Genomic DNA, 17,749 nt, shown 5'->3' with positions numbered 1-17,749 from the left:
GGAGGACGGAGGGGACGAAGGAGATGGAGGGGACGGAGGGGACGAAGGGGACGGAGGGGATGTGGGCGAGGGGGACATCGGGGTCGGGGCTCCTTACGCCGGGGACAACGCCGGGGACAGCACCAGCAGCGGAGTGCCCGCTTCGACCTGGGCGCCGGGGGACGTCAGGATCTCGGTCACCACCCCGTCCGCCGGTGCGTGGACCCGTGATTCCATCTTCATCGCCTCCAGCGCGAGCAGCGGCTGCCCCGCGCGCACCGTATCGCCGGGAACCACGTTCAACTGCCAGACCGAGGCCGCGAACTCGGCTTCCAGCAGCCGCCCGCCCGGCGGGACGGTGATCTCGGCGCGCGGTACGGCGGGCGCGGCCACGGCCTCCGCGCGGGCGAACTCGCCCCCCGCCTCCCAGGCCGCGCGCTCGGCGCCGAACGCCGCCGTCTGCCGCGCCCTGAAGGACGCGATCGACGCCGCGTTCCCGGCGAGGAAGCGCTCATGGTCGGCGAGCGAGAAGGTGCCCTCCTCGACACGCGGTACGAAGCGGCCCGCCGCCATGTCGGCGCGCAGCGCGAGCAGTTCGTCCGCCTCGACCGGATACCACTTGATCCGGTCGAAGAAGCGCAGCAGCCACGGTTTGCCCTCCTCGAACGCGCCGCGCTGCTGCCAGCCCGACCACACCTGGGTCGTACGGCCCACGAACTGATAGCCGCCGGGTCCCTCCATCCCGTAGATACAGAGATATGCGCCGCCGATTCCTACGGAGTTCTCGGCGGTCCAGGTGCGGGCCGGGTTGTATTTGGTGGTGACCAGCCGGTGCCGGGGGTCCAGCGGGGTGGCGACCGGCGCGCCCAGATAGACATCGCCCAGGCCCAGGACCAGATACTCGGCGTCGAAGACCGTGCGGTAGACGTCGTCCGGCGAGTCCAGGCCATTGATCCGGCGGATGAACTCGATGTTCCACGGGCACCAGGGCGCGTCGTCCCGTACCCCCGCCATATAGCGGGCGATGGCCTCGCGGGTGGCCGGATCGTCCCAGGACAGCGGCAGATGGACGGTACGGGACGGGACCACCAGCTCGTCCGTGGGCGGCAGTCCGGCCTCGATCCGGGTGAGGGCGGCAAGCAGCGCTTCCTGGGAGAGAACGTCCGGGTTCAGCTGGATCTGGAGCGAGCGGATGCCCGGCGTGAGATCGGTGATGCCCGGCAGGCCCCCGGCGGTGACCGCCTCGGCGAGCGCGTGGACGCGCATCCGCAGCGCCAGATCGAGCCGCATCTCGCCGTACTCGATCAGTACGTTGTCGTCCCCGGCGCGGCGGTAGGTGACGGACGGGCCGCGTCCCAGGACCCCGCCGTCGCGGACGACGGGACGGTCCGCGACCGGCGCGGTGGCGGGGGAGCGGCGCAGGGCGGCCGCCGCGCCGGTCGTCACCGGGACGAAGCGGACCGTGTCGCCGGGGCGCAGCTGGCCGAGTTTCCAGCGCTGGCCCACGACGACCGTCGCCGGGCAGACGAACCCGCCGAGCGAGGGCCCGTCGGGGCCGAGCAGCACGGGCATGTCGCCGGTGTAGTCGACGGCGCCGACCGCGTACGGCGTGTCATGGATGTTGGAGGGGTGGAGTCCCGCCTCCCCGCCGTCCGTTCGGGCCCAGCGGGGCTTGGGGCCGATCAGCCGTACGCCGGTGCGCGCCGAGTTGAAGTGGACCTTCCACTCCGCCTCGTAGAACGCGTGGATGTCCTCCTCGGTGAAGAACTCCGGTGCCGCGTGCGGCCCTTCGCTGACACCCACCCGCCAGCTCCGGGGGAAGTCGGGCCGTTCGCCGTGGGGGACGGGCGTTCCCGCGCCGGAAGCGGTCCCGCTGTCGCGGGAGACCGTTCCGCCGTGCAGGACATCGCCGGTGCGCAGTGCCCGCCCGCCATGGCCGCCGAAGCGGCCGAGGGTGAAGGTGGCCGCGCTGCCCAGGAAGCCGGGGACGTCCAGGCCGCCGCCCGCGAACAGGACGTACGTACGCAGCCCGTGCGCGGCCGGCGCGCCGACGGCGAGGGTCGCTCCGGCCGGGACGGTGAAGGGCTCCCACTGCGGGACCGGCGCGCCGTCCACGGTCACCGGCGCGGGGGCGCCCGTTACACAGAGCGTGGTGGCACGGCTGAACCGGAGCGTGGGGCCCTGGAGGGTGCACTCCAGGCCGGGGGCGCCCTCGTCGTTGCCGAGCGCCCGGTTGCCCAGCCGGAAGGAGAGGCTGTCCATCGGCCCCGACGGCGGGACCCCCACCTGCCAGTAGCCCGTGCGGCCGGGCCAGTCCTGCACGGTGGTGAGCGTGCCGCCGGAGGTCACCTCGATGCGCGGCGTCGGATCGGTGACGGTCGCGAGCGTGGCCGTCGAGTGCGTGGCGGCGGCGACCGCCGGGGCGCGCAGCGCGGCGCGCAGCAGCCCGAGATTGGTCTCGATGCCGTCGATACGGGTGGCGGCGAGGGCCCGGTCGAGCGCGGCGAGCGCCTGCGCGCGGTCCTCGCCGTGCGCGATGACCTTGGCCAGCATCGGATCGTAGGACGTGGTCACTTCCGTGCCCGTCTCGATCCAGGAGTCGACGCGTATGCCCCCTGCCTCCGCGGCCCCCTCCATGGCCCGCTGCGGAGGAAACGAGACATGGGTCAGCAGCCCGGCGCCGGGGCGGTGGTCCCGGGTGGGGTCCTCGGCGTACACGCGCGCCTCGACGGCATGGCCGCGCGGCGCGTCCGGTGCCCGTACGACGGACGTCTCGCCCTGGGCGAGGCGCAGCATCCACTCGACGAGATCGACGCCGTAGATCGCTTCGGTGACCGGGTGTTCCACCTGGAGACGGGTGTTGACCTCCAGGAACGACGCCTCCTCGCGGGCGGCGTCGTACACGAACTCGACCGTACCGGCGGAGCGGTAGCCGACCGAGGCGCACAAATCCCGTGCGGATTCGGCCAGCTGGCGCCGTACGGGGTCCGGGAGGCCGGGCGCGGGGGCCTCTTCGAGCACCTTCTGATTGCGGCGCTGGAGCGAGCAGTCGCGGTCGCCGAAGGTGACCACCCGGCCCTCGCCGTCGCCGAAGACCTGCACCTCGACATGGCGTGCCCGCTCGATCAGGCGCTCCAGGAAGACCCCGGCGGAGGAGAAGGAGGCCGCGGCCACACGCTGCACCGCCTCCCAGGCGTCCGCGAGTCCGGCGGCGTCGTACACCGCCCGCATCCCGATTCCGCCACCGCCGCCCGTCGCCTTGAGTATCACCGGGTAGCCGATCCGCTCCGCCGCCTCCAGCGCGGTGGCGAGATCCGGCAGCAGTCCGGTGCCGGGGGCGAGCGGGACGCCCGCGGCCTCCGCGGCGGCGCGCGCGGTGTGTTTGGCGCCGAAGACTTCGAGCTGTCCGGGGGTCGGGCCGACGAAGACGATCCCGGCCTCTTCGCAGCGCCGCGCGAACCCCGCGTCCTCGGAGAGAAAGCCGTAACCGGGGTGGATCGCGCCCGCTCCGGTGTCCTTGGCCGCTCTCAGGATCAGCTCGGCGTCGAGATAGGACTCCTTGGCGGGCGCCGGGCCGAGCCGTACCGCCTCGTCCGCGAGCCGCACATGCGGAGCCGGACGGTCCGGATCCGAGAAGACCGCGACGGTACGGAGCCCGAGCCGGCGGGCCGTGCGGATGATCCGTACGGCGATCTCGCCCCGGTTGGCGACGAGCAGCGTGTCGTACGTCATGCGCCCGTCCCGTCGGTGAGCGTCGCCTCGACGGCGGTGGGGTCGAAGCCGTTGCAGGGGTTGTTGATCTGGGGGCAGTTGGAGATCAGGACCAGGACATCGGTCTCGGCGCGGAGCGTGACCCGCAGGCCGGGGGCGGACAGGCCGTCGACGATGCCCAGCGTGCCGTCCTTCTCCACCGGCACGTTCATGTACCAGTTGATGTTGGGGACCAGATCGCGCGGGCCGAGGCCGTAACGGGCCCCCTCGATCAGGAAGTTGTCCATGCACGCGTGCTGCGACCAGGTGTGATGGCCGTAGCGCAGGGTGTTGGACTCCTTCGAGCAGGCGCCGCCCAGGGTGTCGTGCCGGCCGCAGGTGTCCTCGGTGACGGTCATCAGCGGTGTGTACTCGTTCGACATCAGCACACTGCCGGTGGTGAGGAAGACATTGCCCTGGGCGTGGATCGTGTCGGGGGCGCTGTAGCGGACGGCGGTGTCGTGCGCGTCGTACACCAGGAAGTCCACGGCCTGATTGCCGTGCAGATCGGTCAGCGTGAGCGACTCGCCCTCGTGGACGACGGCGGACCACGGGGCGCGGGCGGGGACAGCGACGGTGACGGAGGTCATCGGATCCCCCTCGCCGCGAGGAACTCGGCGGTGTTGAGGAAGGCGCGGCGGCCCTCCGGGGTGGCCTCCCTGAGCGGATCGTCCGGGGCCGTGGGGTCCGCGGTCCAGGCCAGTACCTCCAGCGGGGTGCTGGTGTACGCGGGGCGCGGATCGAGCGGATGCGGCACGTTCGCCAGCAGTACGGTCAGATCCCGCTCGGCCCGGAGGGTCACGGAGCCGCCCGGACCGACGGAGCCGGTGAACGCCAGGGCCCCGTCCTCCCGTACCTCCACCCCCTGGAAGAAGGAGACGGAGGGCGGCAGATCGCGCGGCTCCAGCCCGTTCTTGAGCGCGGCGAGCTTCAGCAGCTCGCGGCCGGCGGGGGAGGCGGAGTGCGGGGCGCCGTCGCCGTAGCGCGCGGTGTTCCTGGCGAGGGTGGAGGTGCCGCAGAGGGCATCGTGGCGGCCGTCGGTCGTATCGGTGACGAGGGTGGCGAGAACGCGCCCCTGGCCGGACAGCAGCAGCCGGCCCGTCCCGAGATAGGCGTTCCACTGGACCTTGACCGTGTCGGCCGTGTTCAGCCGCTCCCAGGAGCGGCCGTCGGCGTAGAGCAGCAGATGGGCGCAGGCGTCGCCATGGGGGTCCGTGAGCCGGATCTCGGTGCCGCGGGCCACGGCCCGGTGGGTGTAGCCACCGCCGGCCACGGTCTCCGCCCACACCAACTGCCCGGCCTCGCAGGGCGGGTCCGGCCAGTCGGTGGCGGGCACCACGGGCATGGCCTCGGCCTTCGCGCCCGCCTGGGCGCGGGCGTGGTCCCTGGCCCCGTATGTCGTCGCTGTCGCCATGGCCCGACCTCCGGATCCTCGATTTCTGTCGCTCGACAGAAATTAAGGGCGGGGGGCTTCCGGGCCGTTGCCCGTCGGTTGCGCGAGGGTTACCGGATGCTCACGGCGCTCGGCGGGCGCTCGGCGCGCTCGGGTGGGGCACTCATCGGGCACTCGCGGGGATCGCGGGGATCGCGGAGATCGCGGCGGTCGGGGCGGTCGGGGCCGTCGCGCGGTGTGCGACGATCGGGCGCATGGGCACCACGGGACGACGGGTCGGACGGCCGCGGGCCGATCGGCGGCCGGACAGCGGCCTGTCCGCGCGGGACGAACTGCTGTGCGCGGCGGCCGAGTTGTTCACCACGCTGGGGTACGCGGCGACCACCACGCGCGCGGTGGCCGAGCGCGCGGGGATGCGGCAGGCCACGATGTACCACTACTTCGGCGGCAAGGAGGACCTGCTCGCCGAGCTGCTCGAATCGACCGTGGCGCCCTCGCTGGCCCTCGCCCGTGAGCTGCTCGCCGACGAGGAGAGGCCGGCCGAGACGCTGCTGTGGGAGCTGTGCCGCTCGGACGTCGAGCTGCTCTGCGGGGGACCGCGCAATCTGGGCGTGCTGTATCTGCTGCCCGAGGTCGGGGCGGAGCGGTTCGCGGGCTTCCGGACGGTACGGGCGGAGCTGAAGGACGCGTACGGGACGCTGCTCGCCGCGACGGGGCCGGGCGCGGAGCTGGACAAGGCCGAACTCGCGCTCCGTACGGACCTGGTGTTCGGGCTGATCGAGGGCGTGATCCTGGTCCATCGGTCCGACCCGGACCGGCCGGTGGAGGCGTTCGCGGGGGCGACGGCGGATGCGGCGCTGCGGATCGTGGGGGTGGGCGGCGGCTGAGGCGGTGCGGTGTCCTCAACCGCCGGACTGGCTGCCCGCCACGCGACGAGCTGACACACCGTCGTGCGCGGCCGATGGAGAAGGCGTGTCCCCCCCGTGCCGGCGCGCCCCGCACGTCGTACGGGGTCGAGCGGCTCAACCCCGGTCGTGGATCGGCTCTCTGACGGGCCATTGTCAGTGGCATGGTCTAACTTCAACGCGCTGGCTGGGAATCACTCATCACGGGTGATCACTCATCCGTTCACCCGCGCAGAGAGGTAACAGGATTTGCGTACTCGAAGAGTCACCGCTCGCACGGCCCTGGCGGCCGTGATCTGTACCGTCGCGCTGATCGGCGGCACAACCACTCCGGCCTCGGCGGCCAGCGGCACCGCGCTGCCCAGCGCCTCATACCGGGACCTCGTGGTCGACGACGTACACGACCGCGTGTTCATCAGCGATCCGTCCGGAAGCAGCGTCGTCGTGACCGACTACGCGGGACAGGTCCTGAAGCAGATCACCTTGGAGAACGGGGCAGCGGGACTCGCGATCTCGCCCGACTCCAGCACGGTGTACGTCGCCCTCTCGTCGGCCGACGCGATATCCGCGATCGACACCGGCACGCTGACCGAGACCAACCGCTACCAGACGGGCGCGGGCACATCACCCCAGAGCCTGGCGCTTGCCGACGGCAAGATCTGGTTCAGCCATGGGGCGACCGGCCAAGCGGGGATCGGCTCACTGGAGCTCTCCGGATCCGGCCCGGTGATCACACTCAACCAGTCCTCCGGCTGGTACTACGCCCCGGCGCTCGCATCGTCGCCGGCCGATCCGAACATGCTGGTGGCGGGAGACCATGGCCTCAGCCCGGCCACCCTCGCGGTGTATGACGCGAATGCGGATGGTCTGCAGCAGCGGGTCCAGCGTACGTTCTACGACGCTCCGTCCATGTCGGATCTGAACGACTTCGCCGTGACTCCTGATGGCCGGAACATCGTCACGGCGAACGGGACCCCCTACCGTCACCAGGTCGTCAGCACTTCCGACCTGACGGAGAACGGCAGCTACCCCACCGACGCCTACCCCAACGCGGTAGCCATCGCCCCCGACGGCACGGTCGCGGCAGGCGGCAACGGCTCGCTGTTGTACGTTTTCCGCGCCGGCGCCAGTGCACCACTGCGGACCTACTCCCCGGGGCTCCAGTTCGCCGCCGGACTCGCCTGGGCGGCGGACGACAACCTGCTGTTCGCCGTCACCGGCGACTACCTCGGCGCCCAGCCGACCCTGCATGTGCTGGTAGACGCGGGCAAGGCGCAGAGCGCCCTCACCCTCCAGGCGCCGTCGACGGCCGTCAAGGGCAACCCCTTGCACGTTACGGGCACGCTGAGCGCCAACGACCCGTTCGGGAGTGGCACCACCGTGGAGGTGACGGCCACCGACGCCCGCACACCGGGCGGCGTGTCCATCGGCAGCTTCCCCGTCGCGGCGGACGGCACCTTCCAGTTCACCGCACGGCCTCGGGTCACCGGTCAGGTGACGTACACCGTCCGCTACACGGGCGATGACCAGCACACCGGCGCGACCGCCCAGGTCACTGTCGAGGTCACCAAGTAGGGCCCCCGCCCGGCCAATTCGGGCCCCAAGGCCGGAGGCCCCGAGGCGCGTGGAGCGCCCCGGGGTCTCCGTTGCCCGGCCCCCAGATCCCGTGGCCGGTCCATGGCCGTGGAGCGGCCGACCCGCTCGGCGGCGGGCGCCGAAGTTCGCGATCATGTCGCGGCCGGGAACGTTTTCCACCGGATCCTCCGCCGGACCACCGCCGATACCCGGCAGCGCGTCGTCGGCCGGAACAACACCTACGCGGCAGAGAGCGCCCGCCGAACCCAATAATTCATAGTTTCCTGAATTCAGGATTCGATGTACTCTCGCGGAGTGCTGACTCTCGCTGCTGACATCGAGGTGCTGGCGCGGTTCGGCCGCGCCCTCGCCGACCCCATCCGCTGCCGTGTCCTGCTCGCCCTGCGCCGGGCCCCGGCCTACCCGGCCGACCTCGCCGACTCCCTGGAGATCTCTCGCACCCGGCTGTCGAACCATCTGGCGTGCCTGCGCGACTGCGGCCTGGTCGTCACCGTGCCCGACGGTCGGCGCACCCGCTACGAGCTCGCCGACGAACGCCTCGGCCACGCGCTGGACGCCCTGCGCACGGCCGTGGTCGCCGTCGAGGCGGACAAGACCTGCCCGGACGCGGATGAGCGGGGGTGCTGCTGAATGGCCGCGATATCCCTCGGACCGAGCCCTGCCCGCCGTGACGCGCTGACCCGGCGCGTACGTCTGCTGGTCGCCGCCACGATCATCTACAACGTCATCGAGGCGGTGGCCGCGATCACCGCCGGTGCCCTCGCGTCCTCCACCGCGCTGGTCGGCTTCGGACTCGACTCCGTGATCGAGGTGTCCTCCGCCGCGGCGGTCGCCTGGCAGTTCTCCGCCCGGGACCACGCCACTCGCGAGGCCCGCGAGAAGAGGACGCTGCGGATCATCGCCGTCTCCTTCTACACCCTCGCGTTCTACGTCGTCGTGGACTCCGTCCGCGCGCTGACCGGATCCGGCGAAGCCCACCACTCGGTGCCCGGGATCGTACTCGCCGCGCTCTCGCTGGTGATCATGCCCTTCCTGTCGACCGCCCAGCGCCGAGCCGGCCGCGAACTCGGCTCCGCCTCCGCCGTCGCCGACTCCAAGCAGACCCTGCTCTGCACCTACCTCTCCGCCGTCCTCCTGATCGGCCTGCTGGCCAACCTGCTGCTCGGCTGGTCCTGGGCCGACTCCATCGCCGCCCTCGTCATCGCCGCCCTCGCGGTCAAGGAAGGCCGCGACGCCTGGCAGGGCGAGGGCTGCTGCGCGGCCCACGCCGCCGCGGCGACGGCGCCCGGCAGCGAGGCGGAGACGAGCGGTTGCCGGCCCGGATGCGGCTGAGGCTGCCGCACCTGATCCTGATCCCCGCGTCCGAGTTCCGATGAGAGCGATCCTGGAGACATGAACATCGAGCTGCTGGTCGTGCCCGACTGCCCGAACGCCGAGCCCGCGACCGAACGACTGCGTCAGGCGCTCGCCGACCTGGGCCTGCACGACGTCACGGTCACCACGCGCGTGATCGCCGACCAGGCCGAGGCCGAGCGGACAGGATTCACCGGCTCGCCGACCATCCTGATCGACGGACATGACCCCTTCGCCCGGCCAGGCCAAGCGCCCGGACTGACGTGCCGGGTTTACCCGACCCCGCACGGCCCGGCCGGTGCCCCCGGAGCCGACCAGCTGCGGCAGGCCCTGGTCAGCTCCCTTTTAGGCTGTCCGGGCTGTCCGGCGCCTGTGGCCGGTGGACGTGGACAGAACGGCGGCGGCTAGCGAGCCGATTCCGGGAGAGCCGGAGCCGCGGCCGGAACAGGATCACTGGCTATGTGTCCTCGATGTGCCCTCCACGCCTGGTACAGGCCCCCGAGCCCAAGGGTGGCGAGGAGAAAGAGCACCGTGAACCACTGGAAATACCAGTGCCCGCCGGCCGGGTCGTAGACGGCCGCCCGCGGCCAGGCCAGGTTGACCGTCATCGCCGCGCCGTACACGCAGGCCAGGACGTTGACGGGCAGACCCCAGCGACCCAGTGAGAACAGGGGCTCGCCCGTCTCGTCGACGCTCTCCGACGTGGCGTAGCGGCCGCGCAGCCTGCGGATCAGCATCGGGCCCGTGACCATCACGTACGCGAGATAGAGCATCGCGATACAGGTCGTACCGATCGCCAGAAAGGCTTCCGGAGAGGCCAGGTTGAGCAGGCAGAGCGCCGCTGCCGCCGCGCCCACCACCAGTGCGGGACCGGCCGGCATGCCCGTACGCGGGGAGACCTTCGCGAGGGGGCGCGAGGCGGGCAGGACGCCGTCGCGTGCCATCGAGAAGAGCATGCGCGAACCCGAGGTCTGGATGGCGAGCGTGGCCACGGCGATGGCGAGCGCCACATCGGCGAGCAGCGCCCGGCCCACACCGTCGCCGAGTGTGCTGGTCAGTACGTACGAGAGACCCTCCGTGCCGAGCCGGCCGTCGGTGAGGCTCGGCGCGGCCAGGATGCCGCCGAGCAGCAGCAGTCCGCCGAGGACCCCGGCGGCGGCGAGGGCGAGCAGGATCGTGCGCGGTGCGGTGCGCCGGGGGCTGTGGGTCTCCTCGCTCAGTTCACCGGCGCTGTCGAATCCGATCAGTACGTACGCCGCGGTGAAGGAGCCCACCAGCAGCGCGCCGATCGCGCCGCCCTGGCCACCATTGTGCAGCGTGATGCCGGGACCGCGTTCGGCGTGGGTGAACAGCAGGACCACGATCAGTACGGCGCCGATGATCTCGGCGGTGACACCGACGCGGTTGACCAGGGACATCACGCGGTTGTCGACGAGGTTCACGGCCGTGGTCAGGACCAGCAGGATGACGGCGAGCAGAGCCGCGTTGGCCGCGCCGCTCGCGGTGGTGGGCGCCGGATCGCCGCCGACCAGCTGGAACCCGCTCCAGATCGCGGGCAGTACGACCTGGAGCGCGAGCGCCGCCGCGGCCACCACGACCATCTGCCCGATGACCATGATCCAGCCGGCGAACCAGCCGAAGACCGGGGTGCTGAGCCGTGTCGACCACTGGTAGATCGCCCCGGACAGCGGGTAGCGGGCGGCGAGTTCGGCGAAGCAGGCGGCTACCAGCAGCTGTCCGAGGAGCACCGCGGGCCAGGTCCAGAAGAAGGCGGCGCCGCCGAAGGAGAAGCCGAACGCGAAGAACTGGAACACGGTGGTGAGGACGGAGATGAAGGAGAACCCGGCGGCGAACGACGCGTACCGCCCCATGCTGCGGTGCAGCTCCTGCCGATAGCCGAAACCGGCCAAGGCGACCGAGTCGCGCGGGCCGGTCCCGGCCGGTTCCTGCCGTACGTCCGTGGATGCGGTGGCGGTCATGGCGGCCCCTGTCGCTGATTCCTGTCGATTGACAGAAATTAAGGAGAGGCTGTTTCACCGGCGTGACGCGTCCGTGTCCGTGCGGCGCCCGATTCCTCACCCCGCGGGGCGTCACGGCGGTACAGCCGCCGTTACGGGACAGCCCGCCGCCGTTACTGGACAGCCCTCAGACGAGACCCCGGGCCCGGAAGAAGCGGTCCCGGCCCTCGGCGAGATCCACGATCGGGTCCGGATAGCCGAGCCGGGCCCGGTCCCGGGCGTCGAGAAGCCACGGCTGGTGGACGGCGGACCCGTCCACCCCGGCCAACTCCGGTACCCAGCGCCGTACGTAGTCGCCGTGGGGATCGAACCGCCTGGCCTGGGTGAGCGGATTGAGGACGCGGTGCGGCCGGGTGTCCGTGCCGGTGCCCGCCGTCCACTGCCAGTTGAGCTGGTTGTTGGCGAGATCGCCGTCCACCAGCAGATCCAGGAAGTGCCGCGCGCCGACGCGCCAGTCCGCGTACAGCGTCTTGGTCAGGAAGCTCGCCACCAGCAGCCGCCCACGATTGTGCATCCAGCCCTCGTACGACAGTTGGCGCATGGCCGCGTCGACGACCGGGCAGCCGGTGCGGCCCTCCCGCCAGGCACAGATCTCCCGCTCGTCCGTGCGCCAGTGATCCCCGCGCGGCCGGTAGTCCGACCACGCCGACGCGGGGCGCGCCGCCAGTACCTGGTGGTGGAAGTCCCGCCAGGCCAGCTGCCGTACGAAGGCCGCCGCCCCCGCGCCGCGCTCGCACCGTGCCCGGTGCACCAGCTCCACCGGTGAGAGACAGCCGAAGTGGAGGTATGGCGAGAGCCGGGAGGTCGCGTCGCCGGCCAGGTCGTCGTGGCGGTCCTCGTACGACTCGATCCCGTCGGCCAGCCAGGCCGCCAGCCGCTTGCGCGCCACCTCCTCGCCGCCCTCGGCCAGACCGGGCGAGACCCCCTCGACCGCACCGCGTGCGGGCAGCGGTTCGCCGCCGACCCGTGGCACCCGTACGCTCCTGGGCGCGTCCGTCACCGCGCGCCGGCCCGTCTCGTCCCAGCGGCGGAAGTACGGGGTGAAGACCGCGAAATGGTCCCTGCCCGCCGGGGTGATCTGTCCCGGCGGCACGGCCGTGACCACCGCGTCGTGCACGGTCAGGCCGGCTCCGGCGGTCGGCAGCTCCCTACGCAACCGCTCCTCCCGGCGCGCCGCGTACCGGCTCACCCCGCCCGCCACATGGACCTGCACGGCGCCGCTCTCGCGCACCACCCGGCAGACCTGCTCGACGGGATCGCCCGAACGGATGACCAGCCGGCCGCCGCGCTCGCGCAGGGCGGTGTCCAGCGAGGCCAGGCAGTCGGCCAGGAAGGCGCGGCGGTTGGGGGCGTCGAAGCCCGCCGCCGCCATCCCCGGATCGCGGACGAAGAGCGGTACCACCTCCTCGGCGCCGTCCACGGCGGCGCGGAGCACCGGCTGGTCGTGCACCCGCAGATCGGAGGTGAAGAGCACCACCGCGACGCTCATGTCCCTGTCCCTCGCTGCCTCTCGTCCACTTCGCTCACCGTCCGTTCGCGAGCGCCCTGTCTGTGCTGTCTACGTGCTCTACGCGCCTTACCTGTCTACGTGCTCTGCGAGCCCTACGCAGCCGGGAAGTTCAACAGATTCCTTGATTTACGATGTATCGCGATTGACGACCTCAGGGAATTCACGATATGTTCGCAGCCGAGTATTTGGGATGGAGTAATGGAGAACGGGGTGGTCGCGATGGGGGCGAAGCGGCGCAAGCTGAGCAATCCGCTGGCGCTCGCGGTGATGGCGCTGCTCTCGGAGCGGCCGATGCACCCGTATCAGATCGCGCAGACGCTGCGGCAGCGCGGCAAGGAGAACAGCGTCAAGATCAACTTCGGATCGCTCTACACCGTCGTCCAGAACCTGGAGAAGCACGGCTTCGTCGAGGTGGCGGAGGTGCAGCGGCAGGGCAACCGGCCTGAGCGCACGCTGTACGGCCTCACCTCCGCCGGGCACGAGGAGATGCTGGAGTGGATGGCGGATCTGCTGGCCGTCCCCGCCCGTGAGTTCCCGCTGTTCGAGACGGGCCTCTCCCTGATGGGTGTCCTGCCGCCGGACGAGGTGACCTCGCTGCTGGAGGACCGGGTCTCGGCGCTGCGCGTCCGGGCCGCCGGTATGCGGGGCGTGCTGGAGCAGCTCTACGAGACGCTGCCGCGGCTCTTCGTCGTGGAGACCGAGTTCCAGCTGCACATGATCGAGGCCGAGGAGGCCTGGATCCAGGGGTTCCTCAAGGAGATCGGCGAGGGATCGCTCTCCGGTCTCGACGGCTGGCGGACCCTGCACGAAACCGGCCGGACGCCGCCGGAGTGGCAGGAGCTGGAACATGAACGGCCGTCGGACACCGCGGGGGAGGAGGACCGCTCCCCGAATCCCTGACCCGGCCGACTCCGGCCCTCAACGGAAACGACCCCGGCGGTCGCTGTTGCAGCAGCTCCCACCGGGGTCTCTCACCCCGGACCGGACCACCGTGAAGGCGCCCCGGCGATCGAGGCGCGGCATGCCCAGGATAGCCCGGCGCTCTTCGCGTGGACCGGCTCGGCCAACCCCGAGCAACCCGCTCATCCACAGGAGAGCTCAGCCATGAGTACCCGAACCATGAGGACCGGATCGCCGAACACCGGGTCGCCGAATACCGGATCGACGAGTACCGGAACGCCCGTCGTACGGGCGGACGATCTGGTCAAGACCTATCCCGGCGGAGTCACCGCCCTGAACGGCCTGGGCCTCACCGTCGAGGCCGGCACCGTCCTCGGACTGCTCGGCCCCAACGGCGCCGGCAAGTCCACCACCGTCAAGATCCTCACCACCCTCGCCCGCCCCGACAGCGGCACGGCCACGGTCGCCGGCCACGATGTGCTGCGCCACCCCGGCCGCGTACGCCGCGCGATCGGTGTCGTCGCCCAGAAGTCCGGCGCCGATCCCGCCGCCACCGGCCGCGAGAACCTCGTCCTCCAGGGCAGGCTGTACGGCCTGAGGGGGACGGAACTGAACCGGCGCGTCGATGAACTGCTGGACCGGTTCGCTCTCACCGATGCCGCGCGGCGGCTGGTCAAGGGGTACTCCGGCGGTATGCGGCGGCGGCTCGATGTGGCGCTCGGCCTGGTCCACAGGCCCGAGGTGCTCTTCCTGGACGAGCCGACGACCGGACTCGACCCGGAGGCCCGTACCGCCATGTGGGACGAGATCACCCGTCTCGCCGGTGACGAGGGTCTGACCATCCTGCTCACCACGCACTATCTGGAGGAGGCCGACCGGCTCGCCGAACGCATCGCGATCGTCGACCGCGGCCGGATCGTGGTCGAGGGCACCCCCGACGCGCTCAAGGGTGAACTGCGCGGCGACGCCGTCCATCTGGAGCTGCGTGCCGACGGCGACCGGGCGGCCCTCACCGCCGTACTCGCCGGGCTGGCCGGTCTGCACGATCTGGCGGTCGACGGCCACCGGGTCAGCGTCCGCGCCGACGACGGCGCCGCCGCCGTGCCCGTGCTGCTCGCCGCGCTGGAGCGCGCCGGAGCCGCCGTGGCCGCCGCCACTGTGGCCCGCCCCTCCCTGGACGATGTCTATCTGCGGTACGCGGGGCGCCGGTTCTCCGAGGCCGAGGCCGAGGCTGACGGCGCCGGTGCGGGCACACCCGTCCAGGCCACCGCCGGAGGTGCCCGGTGAGTACCGAAACCCTCGCCCACACCTGGTATATGACGCAGCGTCAGCTGATGGTGATCGTGCGCCAGCCCGTCTTTCTGCTGATCTCGCTGATCCAGCCGGTGATCTGGCTGTTCCTCTTCGGCAATCTCTTCAAGAGAGTCGTCGAACTGGGCGGCTTCGGCACCACGACCTATCTGGACTATCTGGTCCCGGGCATCGTCGTGATGAGCGCGCTCGGCTCCAGCATGTGGGCCGGGATGGGGACGCTGGAGGAGATCGAACGCGGCACACTCAACCGCTTCCTGACCACCCCGGTGAGCCGCAGCGCCCTGATGCACGCCAATGTCGTGCAGAACGGCATCAGCACGGCCGGTCAGTCGGTGATCATCGTGCTGCTCGGTCTGCTCGGCGGGGCCCGCTACCCGGGCGGCGCGGGTGGGCTGATCGTGCTGGTCGCCGCCTCGATCCTGCTCGGTACGGTCTTCGGGGCGCTCTCCAACGCGCTGGGCATGCTGGTGCGCGAGCGAGAGTCGATCATCGGCATCAACACGTTTCTGCTGCTGCCGCTGACGTTTCTCTCCTCAGCCTTCATGGCGCCCGCCCAGATGCCGTCCTGGATGGCCACGATCGCGGACTTCAATCCGGTCAACTGGGCGATGGTCGCGGGACGTTCCGCGCTGGCGGCCGAGCCCGACTGGGGCGACGTACTGACCAGGGGCGGCGCGCTGCTGGCTCTGGCGGTGGTGGCGGTCTGGCTGTCAACCCGTACGTTCCGCTCGTACCAGAAGTCCGTTTAGAGCCCTGGGGCCTGTCTTCAAAGGTTCAAAGTCCCGCCTGCCCGGCGGGCGGACGGCGCTACATTGAAGACAGGCCCCAGCCTGGCCCTTCCCCTCGGTCCCTGTTCGCACGCGCGGCGTTGGTCGAGGGCCGAGGGCCGAGGGCCGGGGGCGCGCTCAGGCGGCCGGGGTCTCCTGCTCGCGCTCCACCCGCTCGTTCCACTCGCGCTTGACCGCCCGCCAGGCCTCGTCCGTCTGGCCGAGCCGCCAGTACCCCGAGACCGAAAGCCGCTCGCGCGGGACGTTCCGCTCCAGCCGCAGATGGCGGCGCAGCTCCTTCACGAAGCCCGCCTCGCCGTGTACGAACGCGTGGACGTCCCCGGCGGGGAAGTCGAGGCCGCGGACGGCGGCGATCAGCGCCTCGCCCACCGGACGCTCCCCGCGGTGCAGCCAGGTGATGCCGGTCCCGTCGGGCGTCGTGATCTTCTGCTCCTCCTCGGCGCCCGGGACCTCGACGAAGGCATGGACGAGAGCGCCGACCGGTACCCGCTCCATCGACGCGGCGATCGCGGGCAGGGTGCTCTCGTCCCCCACCAGCAGATGCCAGCCCGCCGCCGGGTCCGGTACGTAGAGACCGCCGGGGCCGAGGAAACGTACCGTCTCGCCCGGCCGCACGCGCGCGGCCCACGGCCCCGCCAGCCCCTCGTCGCCGTGCACGACGAAGTCGATGGCCATCTCGCGCGCCGCCGGGTCCCAACTGCGCACCGTATACGTGCGGTTGGTGGGCCACTGGTCGCGCGGGAACTCCGCGCGGATGCGCTCCATGTCGAACGGCTCGGGGTAGTTCACCCCCTCGGGGGTGAACAGCACCTTGACGTAGTGGTCGCTGAATTCGCCGCACTCCAGCGCGGCCAGCCCGTCACCGCCCACGACCACGCGCACCATGTGCGGGGTGAGCCACTCGGTGCGTACGACCTGCCCCTCATGGGCCTTCGGCGACGTGCGGGCCGGCTTTTCTGCCACGGCGGTCTCCCTGACGGTTGTGCTGCTTAGGTTTACCTAAGCTAACACTCACGGCTGGAGGGTGGCGAGCAGTCGCCGCAGCGCGCCACCCAGCCCCCACCGGGTGGCGAGCGCGTCGACCATGGCCGGATCGCGCGGACCGGCGGGCAGCGCCGGGTCGAACTCCGGCAGCGGTACGTCGCCGGCCACCCGGACCACCGTGGGCGCGACCGCCACATAGTCCCGGGCTTCGTCCAGCCGCTTGCGCTGGGACGGGGTGAGCTTCGAACGCGGATCGTCGACCGCCGCCATGATCCCGGCCAGATCACCGAAGGCGTCGAGCAGCTTGGCCGCGGTCTTCTCGCCGATCCCCGGCACCCCGGGCAGTCCGTCGCTCGGGTCCCCGCGCAGCAGCGCCAGATCGACATAACCGGGGCCGTCGACCCCGTACTTCTCCCGCAGCGCCGCCTCGTCCGTGAGGTGCAGCGACCCCACGCCCTTGAGGGGGTAGAGCACCCGCACACCGCGCTTGTCGTCGATCAGCTGATAGAGATCGCGGTCGCCCGTGACGATGTCCACCGGGCCCGTCGCCCGGCCGGCGAGCGTGCCGATCACATCGTCCGCCTCGTATCCCGCGACGCCCACCCTGGCGATGCCGAGCGCGTCGAGCACCGCCTCGATGATCGGGACCTGTGGCGCCAGCGTGTCCGGGGTGTCTTCCTCGTCGGGCCCCTCCTCATGCGGCCGGGCCACGCGGTGGGCCTTGTAGGAGGGGATCAGCTCCACCCGCCACGCGGGCCGCCAGTCGGCGTCCATGCAGGCCACCAGCTCGTCCGGGCGGTGGTCCTGGACCAGGCGGCCGATGAAGTCGAGCAGACCGCGCACCGCGTTGACCGGGGTGCCGTCGGGGGCCCGTACGGAGTCGGGGACCCCGAAGTAGGCCCGGTAGTAGAGGGAGGCGGTGTCGAGGAGCATCAGGCGTCGCGTCACACCCCGATGATGCCCCAGCCCACTGACAACGCCGCCGTACGGAGCTCCGGTCACCCCACGCGGGCGGATGGGCGCCCACGGTGACCGGCGGTGATCAGGAGGTCTCGGAAAGGGCCTTTCACGCCGAAGTGTTCCCTCATGGGAGTGACCTGGGACACTTTTCTGTTTGGTCCGTGTAAGTGCGGGCAGGCGCGCCCCCGGAGCGAACCAGATCGCAATTTCACACGCTGCGTCCGGTAAGCGGACGGAATCCGCCCGCTCCACGGCCCGCCCGCGGGGGTGACGGGCCGTTTTCCGTTCGACGCGTGAGG

Annotated in this window: 15 protein-coding genes; 8 read left to right on the top strand and 7 right to left on the bottom strand. The window is 71.4% G+C overall.

From position 1 onward, the window contains the following. Positions 1 to 93 precede the first annotated feature (93 nt). The 3 genes from uca to ACIRQP_RS34680 are packed head-to-tail and all read right to left on the bottom strand — an operon-like array spanning position 94 to position 5,143. The gene (gene uca, locus ACIRQP_RS34690) at positions 94 to 3,711 is read right to left on the bottom strand and encodes an urea carboxylase (protein ID WP_403897535.1); all 3,618 of its coding nucleotides are present in this window, start codon (positions 3,709 to 3,711) and stop codon (positions 94 to 96) included. Next, entirely contained in the window at positions 3,708 to 4,319 is a 612-nt protein-coding gene (locus tag ACIRQP_RS34685; RefSeq protein WP_403897533.1) for an urea amidolyase associated protein UAAP2, read from the bottom strand. Before ACIRQP_RS34685 ends, uca begins: the two co-directional genes overlap by 4 nt. Continuing rightward, on the bottom strand, positions 4,316 to 5,143 hold the full coding sequence (locus ACIRQP_RS34680; protein ID WP_403897531.1) for an urea amidolyase associated protein UAAP1: 828 nt from the start codon (positions 5,141 to 5,143) through the stop codon (positions 4,316 to 4,318). The genes ACIRQP_RS34685 and ACIRQP_RS34680 overlap by 4 nt, the downstream gene beginning before the upstream one ends. Positions 5,144 to 5,376: 233 nt before the next feature. On the opposite strand from ACIRQP_RS34680, the gene ACIRQP_RS34675 reads away from it, so the two are divergent. The 5 genes from ACIRQP_RS34675 to ACIRQP_RS34655 all read left to right on the top strand — a co-directional run bounded on the left by ACIRQP_RS34675 (position 5,377) and on the right by ACIRQP_RS34655 (position 9,384). Further along, the gene (locus ACIRQP_RS34675) at positions 5,377 to 6,009 is read left to right on the top strand and encodes a TetR/AcrR family transcriptional regulator (protein ID WP_403897528.1); all 633 of its coding nucleotides are present in this window, start codon (positions 5,377 to 5,379) and stop codon (positions 6,007 to 6,009) included. A gap of 267 nt (positions 6,010 to 6,276) precedes the next feature. Further along, positions 6,277 to 7,602 carry a YncE family protein gene (locus tag ACIRQP_RS34670; RefSeq protein WP_403897526.1) on the top strand — a complete coding sequence of 442 codons (1,326 nt, stop codon included), beginning with the start codon at positions 6,277 to 6,279 and terminating at the stop codon, positions 7,600 to 7,602. 315 nt (positions 7,603 to 7,917) lie between these two features. After that, entirely contained in the window at positions 7,918 to 8,253 is a 336-nt protein-coding gene (locus ACIRQP_RS34665) for an ArsR/SmtB family transcription factor (protein ID WP_403897523.1), read from the top strand. After that, positions 8,254 to 8,955 carry a cation transporter gene (locus ACIRQP_RS34660; protein WP_403897520.1) on the top strand — a complete coding sequence of 234 codons (702 nt, stop codon included), beginning with the start codon at positions 8,254 to 8,256 and terminating at the stop codon, positions 8,953 to 8,955. A gap of 60 nt (positions 8,956 to 9,015) precedes the next feature. Further along, positions 9,016 to 9,384, top strand: a complete 369-nt coding sequence (locus tag ACIRQP_RS34655; protein WP_403897518.1) for a DsbA family protein — start codon at positions 9,016 to 9,018, stop codon at positions 9,382 to 9,384. Here ACIRQP_RS34655 and ACIRQP_RS34650 read toward each other — a convergent pair. Beyond that, positions 9,381 to 10,955 carry an amino acid permease gene (locus tag ACIRQP_RS34650; RefSeq protein ID WP_403897515.1) on the bottom strand — a complete coding sequence of 525 codons (1,575 nt, stop codon included), beginning with the start codon at positions 10,953 to 10,955 and terminating at the stop codon, positions 9,381 to 9,383. The genes ACIRQP_RS34655 and ACIRQP_RS34650 overlap by 4 nt on opposite strands. Positions 10,956 to 11,121: 166 nt before the next feature. After that, the gene (locus tag ACIRQP_RS34645; RefSeq protein WP_403897512.1) at positions 11,122 to 12,483 is read right to left on the bottom strand and encodes a cryptochrome/photolyase family protein; all 1,362 of its coding nucleotides are present in this window, start codon (positions 12,481 to 12,483) and stop codon (positions 11,122 to 11,124) included. A gap of 240 nt (positions 12,484 to 12,723) precedes the next feature. On the opposite strand from ACIRQP_RS34645, the gene ACIRQP_RS34640 reads away from it, so the two are divergent. The 3 genes from ACIRQP_RS34640 to ACIRQP_RS34630 all read left to right on the top strand — a co-directional run bounded on the left by ACIRQP_RS34640 (position 12,724) and on the right by ACIRQP_RS34630 (position 15,467). Next, on the top strand, positions 12,724 to 13,404 hold the full coding sequence (locus ACIRQP_RS34640) for a PadR family transcriptional regulator (protein ID WP_403897611.1): 681 nt from the start codon (positions 12,724 to 12,726) through the stop codon (positions 13,402 to 13,404). Between the two features lie 219 nt (positions 13,405 to 13,623). Then, positions 13,624 to 14,691 (top strand): ATP-binding cassette domain-containing protein, encoded by a 1,068-nt coding sequence (locus ACIRQP_RS34635; protein ID WP_403897608.1) that lies wholly within the window; start codon positions 13,624 to 13,626, stop codon positions 14,689 to 14,691. Between the two features lie 29 nt (positions 14,692 to 14,720). After that, entirely contained in the window at positions 14,721 to 15,467 is a 747-nt protein-coding gene (locus tag ACIRQP_RS34630) for an ABC transporter permease (protein ID WP_403897605.1), read from the top strand. A gap of 156 nt (positions 15,468 to 15,623) precedes the next feature. Here the strand turns inward: ACIRQP_RS34630 and ACIRQP_RS34625 are convergent, their stop codons facing one another. Together ACIRQP_RS34625 and ACIRQP_RS34620 are read right to left on the bottom strand one after the other, a co-directional pair. Continuing rightward, positions 15,624 to 16,469: a siderophore-interacting protein gene (locus ACIRQP_RS34625; RefSeq protein WP_403897510.1), complete on the bottom strand. Its 846-nt coding sequence runs from the start codon at positions 16,467 to 16,469 to the stop codon at positions 15,624 to 15,626. 48 nt (positions 16,470 to 16,517) lie between these two features. Next, the gene (locus ACIRQP_RS34620; RefSeq protein WP_403897603.1) at positions 16,518 to 17,423 is read right to left on the bottom strand and encodes a 5'-3' exonuclease H3TH domain-containing protein; all 906 of its coding nucleotides are present in this window, start codon (positions 17,421 to 17,423) and stop codon (positions 16,518 to 16,520) included. Between the last annotated feature and the right edge of the window lie 326 nt (positions 17,424 to 17,749).

The sequence above is a fragment of the Streptomyces sp. NPDC102274 genome, from assembly GCF_044766385.1.
Lineage (GTDB): Bacteria > Actinomycetota > Actinomycetes > Streptomycetales > Streptomycetaceae > Streptomyces.
The sequence above is the reverse complement of the archived record's forward strand: the minus strand, read 5'-3'. Positions and strand labels throughout refer to the sequence as shown.

Excerpts from the sequence above, each read along its gene's own strand:
- ACIRQP_RS34650 (WP_403897515.1), bottom strand. The coding sequence starts at position 10,955 with ATGACCGCCACCGCATCCACGGACGTACGGCAGGAACCGGCCGGGACC.
- ACIRQP_RS34640 (WP_403897611.1), top strand. The coding sequence starts at position 12,724 with ATGGGGGCGAAGCGGCGCAAGCTGAGCAATCCGCTGGCGCTCGCGGTG.
- ACIRQP_RS34620 (WP_403897603.1), bottom strand. The coding sequence starts at position 17,423 with ATGCTCCTCGACACCGCCTCCCTCTACTACCGGGCCTACTTCGGGGTC.
- uca (WP_403897535.1), bottom strand. The coding sequence starts at position 3,711 with ATGACGTACGACACGCTGCTCGTCGCCAACCGGGGCGAGATCGCCGTA.
- ACIRQP_RS34630 (WP_403897605.1), top strand. The coding sequence starts at position 14,721 with ATGACGCAGCGTCAGCTGATGGTGATCGTGCGCCAGCCCGTCTTTCTG.
- ACIRQP_RS34685 (WP_403897533.1), bottom strand. The coding sequence starts at position 4,319 with ATGACCTCCGTCACCGTCGCTGTCCCCGCCCGCGCCCCGTGGTCCGCC.
- ACIRQP_RS34655 (WP_403897518.1), top strand. The coding sequence starts at position 9,016 with ATGAACATCGAGCTGCTGGTCGTGCCCGACTGCCCGAACGCCGAGCCC.
- ACIRQP_RS34635 (WP_403897608.1), top strand. The coding sequence starts at position 13,624 with ATGAGGACCGGATCGCCGAACACCGGGTCGCCGAATACCGGATCGACG.
- ACIRQP_RS34645 (WP_403897512.1), bottom strand. The coding sequence starts at position 12,483 with ATGAGCGTCGCGGTGGTGCTCTTCACCTCCGATCTGCGGGTGCACGAC.
- ACIRQP_RS34675 (WP_403897528.1), top strand. The coding sequence starts at position 5,377 with ATGGGCACCACGGGACGACGGGTCGGACGGCCGCGGGCCGATCGGCGG.
- ACIRQP_RS34680 (WP_403897531.1), bottom strand. The coding sequence starts at position 5,143 with ATGGCGACAGCGACGACATACGGGGCCAGGGACCACGCCCGCGCCCAG.
- ACIRQP_RS34660 (WP_403897520.1), top strand. The coding sequence starts at position 8,254 with ATGGCCGCGATATCCCTCGGACCGAGCCCTGCCCGCCGTGACGCGCTG.